The 11,256-nt window shown below is 37.5% G+C and carries 13 protein-coding genes; 4 read left to right on the top strand and 9 right to left on the bottom strand.

Features of this window, described 5'->3' with window-relative positions:
- Window positions 1–296, top strand: a 296-nt coding sequence (locus P0M11_RS12070) for a transposase (protein WP_275625901.1), incomplete at its 5' end; no start/stop codon positions are given.
- 68 nt (window positions 297–364) lie between these two features.
- A complete protein-coding gene (locus P0M11_RS12065; RefSeq protein WP_275625900.1) occupies window positions 365–505 on the top strand; it encodes a hypothetical protein in 141 nt (46 codons plus the stop codon).
- A 152-nt stretch (window positions 506–657) separates the two neighbouring features.
- On the opposite strand, the gene P0M11_RS12060 is transcribed toward P0M11_RS12065, so the two are convergent.
- The 8 genes from P0M11_RS12060 to P0M11_RS12025 all read right to left on the bottom strand — a co-directional run bounded on the left by P0M11_RS12060 (window position 658) and on the right by P0M11_RS12025 (window position 7,527).
- Window positions 658–2,151: a hypothetical protein gene (locus P0M11_RS12060; protein ID WP_275625899.1), complete on the bottom strand. Its 1,494-nt coding sequence runs from the start codon at window positions 2,149–2,151 to the stop codon at window positions 658–660.
- A gap of 133 nt (window positions 2,152–2,284) precedes the next feature.
- Window positions 2,285–2,512 (bottom strand): hypothetical protein, encoded by a 228-nt coding sequence (locus tag P0M11_RS12055; protein ID WP_275625898.1) that lies wholly within the window; start codon window positions 2,510–2,512, stop codon window positions 2,285–2,287.
- A 155-nt stretch (window positions 2,513–2,667) separates the two neighbouring features.
- A complete protein-coding gene (locus tag P0M11_RS12050) occupies window positions 2,668–3,483 on the bottom strand; it encodes a hypothetical protein (protein ID WP_275625897.1) in 816 nt (271 codons plus the stop codon).
- Window positions 3,484–3,694: 211 nt separating this feature from the next.
- Window positions 3,695–4,471, bottom strand: a complete 777-nt coding sequence (locus P0M11_RS12045; RefSeq protein WP_275625896.1) for a CPBP family intramembrane glutamic endopeptidase — start codon at window positions 4,469–4,471, stop codon at window positions 3,695–3,697.
- Window positions 4,472–4,648: 177 nt separating this feature from the next.
- The gene (locus P0M11_RS12040; protein ID WP_275625895.1) at window positions 4,649–5,164 is read right to left on the bottom strand and encodes a hypothetical protein; all 516 of its coding nucleotides are present in this window, start codon (window positions 5,162–5,164) and stop codon (window positions 4,649–4,651) included.
- A gap of 222 nt (window positions 5,165–5,386) precedes the next feature.
- On the bottom strand, window positions 5,387–5,962 hold the full coding sequence (locus P0M11_RS12035; RefSeq protein WP_158063872.1) for a hypothetical protein: 576 nt from the start codon (window positions 5,960–5,962) through the stop codon (window positions 5,387–5,389).
- 139 nt (window positions 5,963–6,101) lie between these two features.
- The gene (locus P0M11_RS12030; protein WP_275625894.1) at window positions 6,102–6,347 is read right to left on the bottom strand and encodes a hypothetical protein; all 246 of its coding nucleotides are present in this window, start codon (window positions 6,345–6,347) and stop codon (window positions 6,102–6,104) included.
- 310 nt (window positions 6,348–6,657) lie between these two features.
- Window positions 6,658–7,527, bottom strand: coding sequence for a TraB/GumN family protein (locus tag P0M11_RS12025; RefSeq protein ID WP_275625893.1), 870 nt, complete (start codon window positions 7,525–7,527; stop codon window positions 6,658–6,660).
- A 651-nt stretch (window positions 7,528–8,178) separates the two neighbouring features.
- Here P0M11_RS12025 and pruA point away from each other — a divergent pair.
- Together pruA and P0M11_RS12015 are read left to right on the top strand one after the other, a co-directional pair.
- A complete protein-coding gene (gene pruA / locus P0M11_RS12020; protein ID WP_275625892.1) occupies window positions 8,179–9,804 on the top strand; it encodes an L-glutamate gamma-semialdehyde dehydrogenase in 1,626 nt (541 codons plus the stop codon).
- 104 nt (window positions 9,805–9,908) lie between these two features.
- On the top strand, window positions 9,909–10,100 hold the full coding sequence (locus P0M11_RS12015) for a hypothetical protein (protein ID WP_275625891.1): 192 nt from the start codon (window positions 9,909–9,911) through the stop codon (window positions 10,098–10,100).
- Between the two features lie 77 nt (window positions 10,101–10,177).
- Here the strand turns inward: P0M11_RS12015 and P0M11_RS12010 are convergent, their stop codons facing one another.
- On the bottom strand, window positions 10,178–11,200 hold the full coding sequence (locus P0M11_RS12010; protein WP_275625890.1) for a beta-ketoacyl-ACP synthase III: 1,023 nt from the start codon (window positions 11,198–11,200) through the stop codon (window positions 10,178–10,180).
- Between the last annotated feature and the right edge of the window lie 56 nt (window positions 11,201–11,256).

The raw sequence follows: 11,256 nt of genomic DNA, 5'->3' as shown, positions 1-11,256 counted from the left end.
GCAAGGGTTACCGAAAGAAGAGTTATCGCAGCAGCGAGCGCGCCTGTAGTGACTGCCCGCTGAGAGCGGAGTGTTGCGGCAAGGTCACGAAGTTCAAGAAGATAGAAGACAGCATCCACAAACCGCTGTACGATGAAATGCACGAAAAACTAAACCGGGACAAGAAATACACCCGCTTTCTCACCAAACGCCGGAGTTCGCGCGTAGAGCCGGTTCTGGGAACGCTCATCAACCACCACAACATGAAATGCGAAGCATTCACGAACACCAATAAAGAAATAAAAACTAGTGAGTAAAATAATCAACTCGCGGGGTATGGCTCAGGCCAACAAACATAGCCTGTCCCGTTCCGGACGGGATTTTAATGGCTGCGCTCACTTATAACCTGAAAAAATACCTGAAATTCATCACCCGAAAAGCGTACCGAAATGCCCAAATCATCAACCTTCCAAAAGGGAAGTTTTGGTTTTGGCGAAACCGCTCGCTCACGGCTTCCACACATTAAGTATAAGCCAACATAAATTCCAAAGAATCAGTCTTGAGAAAAAGTAAAACCTCTCTTAAATCGCTTTAAAAAAGGTTGTTTTTTATTGAATTTTCAGACCTTGCCGCTGAAATCTGAAGTTGCGCAACGGTTACCAATGTTAGCCGTAGTTTTTATTCTACTTTAATTTTTAAAAACCTAATATTTCCCAATCCTGTTTGATTTGTACTACGATCACCAACAATTAAAAATTCATTGTTGCTTAAATCGAACGCCTTGTTTGCAATAAATGTATCTGTATTATATCCAACACCATCATTCCATTCCCATAAAAAATTTCCATTTTCATCAAATTTAGTTAATGTAATTATGTTATATTGGGGAAATGTAGGTGCATACATTTCATTCATTAATGAGTAAAAATTATTTTGATTATCACTGAAAAAATCTAAACCATTGTAAATGAAATATTGTTTCACTGGTAATTTATTCTCCCAGATAATGTTTCCAGTTAAGTCTGTTTTGAGAAGCCAATGTTGATTATTGGCGTAACCATTATTTCCACCATAAAAGCCATCAATAAAAATATTGTTATCTTTAATTAAGAAATTATCAAAACTATCATCTCCACCATAATCGCCATAATATTTAGTCCATATATTGCTTGAAAATCCATTATTGAAACTCATTCTATTAATCATTCCTTCATAAGTTACCAATATATCATTTGGTATTTTATCACCTTTACCTACATTAATAATATCTCCATTATCAAGATATTTTGCATTTATTATCCAATACGGAGTTCCATTAGTTTCTATAGTTTTGTGTGATAAAATATTGCCATCATTGTCTACAAATAATTCTTCAGCATCATAAATATTTCCGCTTCCATTAATGATTTTCATAATATTATTCTGATAAGAAAAACCATGAATATGATCACCTTGTAATCCATTTAAATCAATAGAAGGATATTCTTTTTGCCAAATAAAGTTGCCCGTTAAAGTATTTATTTTTGTAATTATGGTGGCCTTTTGGGTCGATTTTCCTGTTATGACAGCTATATTATTGTCTGATAGAATTTGTAATTTATAAGTCCAAGGTGAATTAGAATCTTGAATCAATTTGCTCCAGATTTTAGTTCCGTTTACATCCATCTTATGTAATTCAATTTTTTTCCCTTCAGTTGGATATTGTTGAATTTGCCTAGTTAATAAATATACAGAGTTTTTTGTTGGATCTATTTCACTTGCACTCAAATATAAAAAATTTCCATTCTCAGGATTAAGCCCAAGGTTTTTATCAATAACTGTTGAAAAAATGATCTCTTTGGTAGTTGCAGAGATTGTATTGCTGTAACCAGAATTATACCATCCTTTTATGTAATATTTCTTGTTAGCAGACAGATTATCAATTGTCAAGGTTCCTTCATTATTTTGTATTGGAACTTTTACTTCATAATTTTGAATATCAAAATTTTCAGATGAACTACATATTAAATACTTTTCAGTATTAACATTTTGAATTTTATAATTAATTGAAACACTACTATTTGTTACATTGCTTACAGTTATTTCAAATTTTGATTTTTCGGAACCTATTTCATCATTTCTGCAAGAAACAATCAAGAAAATAATTAAAAAAAGGAATAGAATATTTTTCATTTAATATGTTATTTGTAAAATTACGGCTAACGTTTTGGGCATTTCTGTAGCCTGGACTTTTAAGGTAAGTTTTTGTAAATATAACAAAAAGAACAGTCGGTGAAAGTCTTCATGAGGTAAACCTCAAACCCGGTTACAGAAATGCCGTGTTGTAGGTAGCGCCATTTTTCAGGATCTTGAATCCGGCCGCAAAGTGCGCTGGATGCTTATTCAGTTTAAGCTCATGAGTGTGGACGGCTTCAGGTTGGTTTCGGGAGAAAAGAAGGGTGTTTTCGGGATTTACTATCAGCGGCAAGACTGTCAGTGGCGTTACGTACAACGGAAAAAGTATTTGCGAAGGGCGGGCTAAATTTAACTGCAAGTTCAATTTCGACCGAACGAAGCAAATTGCTTTTTCAGATTGTTAAATTGCAAAAAAATACAAAATGAAAAGCAACTTGCGACTAAATGCATCGCGTTTTTCTATTATATATTCAACCCCGCCTTTTGCAAATACTATGTTAGCTGCAGTATTTTTTAAGGTTTATCAGTTTTTTGTAGAGTATTCTTTTTGTAATCGTAAGTGAAATAAGTCTTCAAAGCAGGAGAATAAACGGAAAATTTATCAAGTTTTGTAAACGGTGCATAAAGTTTAAAAGTGCAAATGTCCGTTGCTGAAATGAAAGGACTTGTTCTCAAATGACTATGAGTTGACATTGTCATGTAATTTCCGTTTCCGTCCGAAGTATATTGAGGAATTAATCTTGAATGAAATTTCTTCCAATCTGTAATTTTACCTTCGTTATCTGTTATGAACAAAAAATCATTTCCAAAAGGAATGACTTCAGATTCATGACTTCCGGTTATCAGATAATTTTTGAAACTATTTTCAAAAGGAATTATGATTAGATTTAAGCTGAAATTTTCAGGGACACCAACTTCATATTTAGCATCTGATAACTGCGAAAATAAATTTTGTCTAACACTCAAAAGCTTTGATTCAGAATCATTCAAAGTTCGTGTTGCAATTTTTTCTTTGATTGGTTTTTTATTATCGTTTAAATAGATATATTCTGCAATTATTTCGTTTTGGTTTTTATTAATAATTACCGTTTTAATAGAATCATTTGATTGATATGTTAAATATCCTCCAAAATCTTTTTTAAGTTTTTTATTATCTCTTGCATAATCTGTAGAATTCCAAGAAGCATTTTCGAGTGAATAGAGTAGATTTCCTTCTTTTTTTATTGAGTCTAATTTTATTTGAATTTCTTGATCAGAATATTCTAAATCTTGTCCGAATATATTTAATGATAAAAAACAAAGAGTAAGAATTGAAAATATTTCTTTCATAATGTTCTGTTTGTCAAATATTGCAGCTAACGAAGCGCGGATTGGCGAAGTTTCCTCTGAAAGCTTGCTTTCCTGAGGGAATTTTACACATCGGAGCGGCGCTTGGCGAAGGTGGCGACTTTTATCGCTAAACTTCAAGCGAAGCACGAAATTCAAACTTACGAAAAAGTTTCATACGAAGTACGAAACCGCCACTTTTGCCAAACGCTTGTTAGCGGTTCGGGCTTTGCTTTTCGTTTAGTAATTTCAACTCATTTTCTTTTTTCCATCTTCCGAGAATAATTATCCATATAAAAATTGAAATGCCTAAAATAATTAGTTTTTGTGTTCCATCTAGTCCATCTTTGATTAATGAATTAAACATCATTATTTGGATTATTAAATGAAAACAGGAACTTGCCAAAATAGATTTAGTCGATTCTGCAACTTGTCCAATTCCCCAACTTCCAAATAACAAAATACCGAGAAAAAATAGATTTTCAGATAAAGTCGCTTTTGTCAGAAAAGACAAATGCCAAAAGTACCAAATGAAGCCTATTAGCAAGTATCGTTTTATAGGTTTAATGTCTTTAAGTTCTTCTTGTAAATATCCACGCCAGCCAAACTCTTCCATAATGCAATAAATCAAACTTCCCAAAACAACAATTAAGCCGTACAAATTTACATTTATACCGTATTCATTCTTTACTCCGATAATTGCCAATAATATTATTGGAATAAAGGACATTAACAGACCTTTTCTTTTTGATGTTCCAAAAAATGAAATTTCAGTTTTCTGTTTTTTACGAAGTAAGTAAATGGCAATTAAAGCTCCTATAAAAACCCCACTTCCTTCAAGCAATATAACAGAAAGTAAATAAATCCAAGTTGGTAATATTTCCAAAATTTCTTTTGTTCCAAAAATGTCAAATCTAAATATATTAGAAAGTGCAATAGCTATTACTAAAAAAATAAATATTCGTTTAAAATTAATTGTATTCTCTTTCATAGATTTATTTTAATTGCCTTCAATAGCCTGACCGCTAACGGAGAAGGTGTTTCTGAAGCAGCGGTATTCTGTGTTACTTCTGCCACAACCTTATTCGGTTGGTTATTAAAGATATGCCGTTGAGCATTTGTTTTCAAGCCGCTGTTTTAGAAACACCCTGTTAGCGGTTCGGGCTTGTCAGTGTCGAGCATCATAAATGTTCTCGATAATTTTCCGAACAGCGTCTTTTGTTCTGGGCACACTGTCTGCTCCCAAATATCGCTGAAGTCTGGCAGCAACAATCTCTGGTCTTGGGTTGTCAATAAGCTTTGGTTGAATTTGACGCATCCATGGTGATTGATTCAGCCTTTCGCCGATAGTCGTACAGAAAACCAATGCATCAAGAGCAATAAGACTTAAAGGTCGACCTTTCTCCAGCCATTTGGTCGCTCTATCCCAGTTGAATTGAGAACTGGCAGCCAAGTGTCCCCAGCTAAGACCAACATCGATTATTCGAAGTGTATTCTTTTCAATCCAGTCAAGAACCTTTTCAGAGCGAATAAAATTCAATGCTGTTATGTACTCGTTGAGATACTTGTCTTCACAAGCCTCTATTTCGGCAGAAATTATATGGAAAGCGCCGTCTTTGTCATGGTTTTGAATGACTTCTTCAGAGCGTTGAATAAAATCGTCTACTTTCTCCTGATTGTACATTAAGGAAGGTTCTTGATAGCCTGACCGCTAACGAAAAAGTATTGGCGAAGTGCGGGCTGGATTCAACTGAAGGTTCAATTCAGACTGAGCGAAGCCGATGCTTTTTCAGATTGTCTAATTTAAGAAAAAAAAATATGAAAGCAGCGGCGAATAAAAAAGTAGAGTAGTTCAACTTTGCACTTCCTCCCGCATTTTGCCAATACAATGTTAGCTGACGTTTCCTTATTCACTAATATTAATGTGTGGTAATTTTTCTTTGAATTTTTGTAAATCTGAATTTTTGAATTCATTGGTGTAAATTAATTCACGATTTTTTGAATCTAAAAACATTGTACCGAAATATTTTATTTTCCCCCTTTCAATACTAAACTCAAGGTTTTCTTTAATAGGATATCCAATTAATTCTTGTATATATCCAGAATTGAAGAAATATGTATACTCATTGAATTTATAATTTCCAGGTTTTTCTTTTAAAACGAAAAAAAAGTAAACATATTTATCATCTTTGTTTTTTTCAAAATCTGCAATAGCTTGAGGTGCTTTTGCTCCTGTTCCAATTTGAAAAGCAAACTTTTGTTTATTATTTTTATCTTGCTCAATTAGTGTCTTTATTTCTTCATTAGTATAATAAATGTTAGAACCTGATGAATAAGTTCTTTTAAGTATTCCAATTACACCAGCAATTGCTCCCTCATTTTCATTTAAACTAAAGTTTTCAGAAGTCAAATTTTTAGACGGTACAGTTGCACAAGAGATTAAAATCAAAGCAGTAAAGATCGTTAAAATTAAATTTTTCATAAATTGTATTGTGATTTTTTTTGAAATGGCAGCTAACGTTTTGGGCATTTCTGTAGCCTGGACTTTTAAGGTAAGTTTTTGTAAATATAACAAAAAGAACAGTCGGTGAAAGTCTTCATGAGGTAAACCTCAAACCCGGTTACAGAAATGCCGTGTTGTAGGTAGCGCCATTTTTCAGGATCTTGAATCCGGCCGCAAAGTGCGCTGGATGCTTATTCAGTTTAAGCTCATGAGTGTGGACGGCTTCAGGTTGGTTTCGGGAGAAAAGAAGGGTGTTTTCGGGATTTACTATCAGCGGCAAGACTGTCAGTGGCGTTACGTACAACGGAGCGCGGATTGGCGAAGTTTCCTCTGAAAGCTTGCTTTCCTGAGGGAATTTTGCCAATCCGCAGATGTGTTGAAGGTTTTTGCGACAGCGAAAACGCTTTGACACAGCTGCGGATGTAATCCGCGCTCCGATGTGCAAAAGTTGGAGCGGAGCGGAAACTTTTGCACATCGGGAAAGGGCTTTGCGAGGTGCGGGCTACTACAACCGGAATTCCAAGATATAACCGCACGCTAGCAAAAACTTTTTCCTTTTTTTAAATTACGAAAAAACTAAAAAATGGAAAAGTTTTTTGCGGGTATTTTGTAGGATTTTTCAAAGAACACCTTCAACCCCGCATCTTGCAAAACCCATGTTATCGGCAGTTTCTTTAATTCATCTTTTCAGGTTCAACTATAAATCCATTTTTTCTTAATTGGTTTATCAGACCATCTTTATACATCAGGTGCATGTAACCGACTGCAATAAACACATTTTTTTGTTTTAGTTGTGGTATAACTTCGTTTATCCAATTGGTGTTTCTTTCTGTTACTGAAATTTTCAAAGTAGATGATTTGTCAAATTGATAATCTAAATCAAAATTTTTATATATTTCTGCAAATCCGCATAAATTCTCTTTGTCATTTTTATTGGGTTTTGAAGAGTTTATATTTTCGAAATAGTGTAAAATATTTTTCCTTTGATTTTTCCAAGTGAAATATTCGTACTGTTTGTTAAGCAGTTCAAGTTGTTTTTCTAATGTTTCAAATCCTATTTTGCGGACATTATGTTTGTCGGAAAGTTTGATTAAAAACCCATCAAAATGGCCATTTTTTTCATTCTTTTCAACAGTTGTACAAATAATCCTCGTGTATTTCTGCTGTAATTTGAATAGCAATTCAATAGGTGTGAGTTTATACAAATTCAGACCACTTTTGTTAGTGTAGTTTTCAAGTTTTTCAATTTGAGATTTAGTGAAATATTTTGTAATAGAATTATCAGTTTTGCGAGAATTAATAATCTTATTTGTTGCAAGAGTATCAATAGTCAAGTTTTCAAAGAATGCGGCGTCAGATTTAGATAGATATTCTTCAATTTTGGGATACTTTTTCACGAAGCTTTCACCATATTGATGAAATGTTCCAACAAGATATGAAGTTTTATCATTTTCTGGATATGTGATTTTCCAAAGAATTGTATTTTGAGAATAAAATAAATGACAAAAAATAAATAACGTAAATATTGAAATTTTTTCTTTCATTGAAGGTTTTTTTATGAAATTGCCGATAACGGAGCGCGGATTGGCGAAGTTTCCTCTGAAAGCTTGCTATCCTGAGGGAATTTTGCCAATCCGCAGATGTGTTGAAGGTTTTTGCGACAGCGAAAACGCTTTGACACAGCTGCGGATGTAATCCGCGCTTCGATGTGCAAAAGTTGGAGCGGAGCGGAAACTTTTGCACATCACGTAAATATATGTATATTATATGATGACGTAAAGTTTTTTGTTAAAAGATCACCATTCTGAAATAACCGTCAGATTATTAATACTTTACGTTTGTATTTGAAGTGCGTATTTTTTATTGTTTAAATAGAATACCATATTTTTTTGTAAATATTAACATATCCAAAATGCGCATAGGGTTTATGAACAATCCGACCGATGGTATCAATTCATGAAGGTACCCTCGAATGGCTCGATCATAAAGTCACCGGAACATACGGTAAGTCTTTCAAGTTAAAAAATCGCTAAGTGTTATAATAGTTTTCTTTAATCCAAATTGTTGAGCAAACCTTCTTCTCAATTACTTCTTATCTGGATTATATAGCAGTGTTTTCAATCTTTTAAGTAGCATTACGCTCAGCGGAAATTTCGTAACTTTGTATTCTTTAGAAAATCAATAAAATTTATAATATGTCAAAAGCCATTTCGCAGGTTCCGTTTGCTGTAAACGAGCCCGTTAGATCCTATGAACCGGGCTCTCCGGAAGTAAAATCCCTTATCGCCACCTACAAGGAAATGTGGAAGGAGAAATTTGAAATCCCAATGATCATAGACGGCAAAGAGGTGAAAACCGATACCAAAGTTCAACTTCAGTCGCCGCAGGACCATAAGCATGATTTCGGCTTCTATTATAAAGGGGAAATGCAGCATGTGGATCAGGCCATCAAAAGTGCCCTGGCTGCACGCCAACAGTGGAACGACCTGGGCTGGGAACAGCGCGCCGCCATCTTCCTGAAGGCTGCCGACCTTATTGCCGGACCTTACAGAGACCGTTTGAACGCGGCTACCATGATTGGCCAGTCCAAGAATGTACACCAGGCCGAGATTGATGCTGCCTGTGAGTTTATTGACTTCCTGCGCTTCAACGTGGAGTTTATGACCGAAATGTATGCCGAGCAGCCGGTTTCCGACAGCGGAATCTGGAACAGGGCAGAGTACCGTCCGCTGGAAGGTTTCTGCTTTGCCGTAACTCCGTTTAACTTTACCGCGATCTCCGGAAACCTGCCTACATGTATGGCCATGCTTGGAAATGTGGTGGTTTGGAAACCTTCTGACAAGCAGGTACTTTCTGCAAAAATCATAATGGATATCCTGCACGAAGCCGGACTTCCTGCAGGTGTCATCAACATGATCTTTACACCGGGTAAGGAGACTGCCGAGAAAGTACTGGCGCACCGCGATTTTGCCGGACTGCACTTTACAGGCTCAACTTCTGTTTTCCAGAGCATGTGGAAACAGATCGGAAACAATATCGAAAACTACAGAACCTATCCGCGCATTGTAGGCGAGACAGGTGGTAAGGACTTTATCATGGTGCACCCGTCAGCAAACGTGCAGGAAGTGGCTACGGCTATGGTAAGAGGTGCCTTTGAATATCAGGGCCAGAAATGTTCAGCAGCTTCGCGTGCCTACATTCCGAAATCCCTTTGGAATGAGGTGAAGGAAGTGGTGGGTGCTCAGCTGAAAACAGTGAAGATGGGTTCTCCTGAAGATCCTTCCAATTTTGTTAATGCGGTGATCGACAAAAACTCTTTCGAGAAATGCAAAGGCTATATTGAAAGAGCAGAGCAGGCGGCAGACGCTGAAGTGATCTTCGGCGGTAAATGTGACGATTCCAAAGGCTGGTTTGTGGAGCCTACCGTAATCCTTACCGAAAACCCAAAGTACGAATCCGTTTGTGAGGAGATCTTCGGGCCAATCCTTTCGGTATATGTGTATGATGATGCCAACTGGGCTGAAACCCTGAAGCTTGTTGACGAGACTTCACCATATTCACTTACAGGCTCCATCTTTGCAAAAGACCGTTACGCCATTGCTGAAGCTTACAAAGCCCTGGAAAACGCAGCCGGTAACTTCTACATCAACGACAAGCCAACCGGTGCCGTTGTAGGTCAGCAGCCGTTTGGTGGTGCACGTGCTTCCGGAACCAACGACAAAGCCGGTTCCAAGATGAACCTTTTGCGCTGGGTTTCTGTACGCTCCGTAAAGGAAACTTTCGTTACTCCAAAAGACTACAAATATCCATATTTGGGTTAAGTCCTTTTAATTTATACTTAATCCGCGGCTCAGGCTGCGGATTTTTTTTAGCCCTCTTTTTGGAAAAGTGTATATTTGCTCTAATCAAAACAAATAAATAAATTATGAAAAAGCTGATCGTTCCTGTGCTTGTAGCCGTAGCTGCAGTTGTTGGCAGTTGTGCACAGGAAAAAGAAAAAAGAGAAGAATTTAAGGAGAATCATTATAAAAATGAAATGGTGAATGACCTTGGTGATTCGGCAGTGGCTGCGGGCGACAGTACGGAGGTGCGCACCGATTCTACACTGGTGAGATAGATTCCATTATTAAAGATGAAAAGCCGGCATTCATACGTTTGAATGCCGGCTTTTTAATTGACAATACCTTTTCCTTTTTAGTACTGAAAGAGCACGCTTCCCCAGGTAAATCCGCTGCCGAAGGCGGACAGGCAAACCAGGTCGCCGCGCTTTATCCTGTTCTGCTCGATGGCTTCGCTAAGCGCGATAGGGATAGAAGCGGCGGTCGTATTACCGTACTTCTGAATATTGTTGAAGATCTTATGGTCCGGCAGACCCATCTTTTGCTGCACGAACTGCGCAATCCTCAGGTTGGCCTGGTGCGGGATGAAAATATCCAGGTCGTCAATGGTTTTGCCGGCTTTTTCCAATGCTTCAGTAATGGTTTCCGGGAAACGGGTAACCGCGTGTTTAAAAACAAAATTACCGTTCATAATAGGGTAGATTTCACGGCTCGTGATGCTTTCCGGCTCCAGACGCATGCGGTCGCTCCAGCCATACTTGGTGCCGGGGAACAGCGTGCAAAGTTCCTCGGCATATTTTCCTTCAGAATGCATGTTTACAGAAAGGATATCACCGGCGTTCTCATCCTCGGAAGCGGAAAGGATTACGGCACCGGCACCGTCGCCAAAAATCACAGAAACGCCACGGCCTTCATTGGAAAAATCAAGTCCGAAGGAATGGATTTCCGCGCCTACGACCAGGATATTTTTGTAGATACCGGACTTCAGGAAAGCATGAGCCACACTCATGGCATAAACGAAGCCAGAACACTGGTTGCGCACATCCAGCGCGCCGATGGTTCCGCAGCCCAGAAGGTCCTGCAATACCACACCGCTGCCCGGGAAATAGTAATCAGGAGAGAGGGTAGCAAATATAATATAATCAATATCCTGGGCAGTCATTCCTGCATTTTCAAGGGCTTTTTGTGATGCCTTGAAACCCAGGTACGCCGTAGTTTCCTCAGGATCATTGCGTTCTTCCCTGTGGTGGCGCTGCTTGATTCCGGTTCTTTCGGTAATCCACTCATCACTGGTGGTCATCAGTTTGGAGAGGTCGTCATTGGTGACTATATTTTCGGGGACATAATGACCTGCGCCCTTTATGATACTTTTGATCATTAGTTTCGTTATTTTTGACAAATTTATCAATTTATTCCTGACCCTCTCATCTTAAT

The organism is Kaistella sp. PBT33-4, assembly GCF_029194425.1.
Lineage (GTDB): Bacteria > Bacteroidota > Bacteroidia > Flavobacteriales > Weeksellaceae > Marnyiella.
Note: the sequence above shows the minus strand (reverse complement) of the source record. Positions and strands in the feature narration are given on the sequence as shown.

Coding starts and splice junctions, on each gene's coding strand:
- P0M11_RS12065 (WP_275625900.1), top strand. CDS start 365: ATGGCTGCGCTCACTTATAACCTGAAAAAATACCTGAAATTCATCACC.
- P0M11_RS12060 (WP_275625899.1), bottom strand. CDS start 2,151: ATGAAAAATATTCTATTCCTTTTTTTAATTATTTTCTTGATTGTTTCT.
- P0M11_RS12050 (WP_275625897.1), bottom strand. CDS start 3,483: ATGAAAGAAATATTTTCAATTCTTACTCTTTGTTTTTTATCATTAAAT.
- P0M11_RS12045 (WP_275625896.1), bottom strand. CDS start 4,471: ATGAAAGAGAATACAATTAATTTTAAACGAATATTTATTTTTTTAGTA.
- P0M11_RS12040 (WP_275625895.1), bottom strand. CDS start 5,164: ATGTACAATCAGGAGAAAGTAGACGATTTTATTCAACGCTCTGAAGAA.
- P0M11_RS12035 (WP_158063872.1), bottom strand. CDS start 5,962: ATGAAAAATTTAATTTTAACGATCTTTACTGCTTTGATTTTAATCTCT.
- P0M11_RS12025 (WP_275625893.1), bottom strand. CDS start 7,527: ATGAAAGAAAAAATTTCAATATTTACGTTATTTATTTTTTGTCATTTA.
- pruA (WP_275625892.1), top strand. CDS start 8,179: ATGTCAAAAGCCATTTCGCAGGTTCCGTTTGCTGTAAACGAGCCCGTT.
- P0M11_RS12015 (WP_275625891.1), top strand. CDS start 9,909: ATGAAAAAGCTGATCGTTCCTGTGCTTGTAGCCGTAGCTGCAGTTGTT.
- P0M11_RS12010 (WP_275625890.1), bottom strand. CDS start 11,200: ATGATCAAAAGTATCATAAAGGGCGCAGGTCATTATGTCCCCGAAAAT.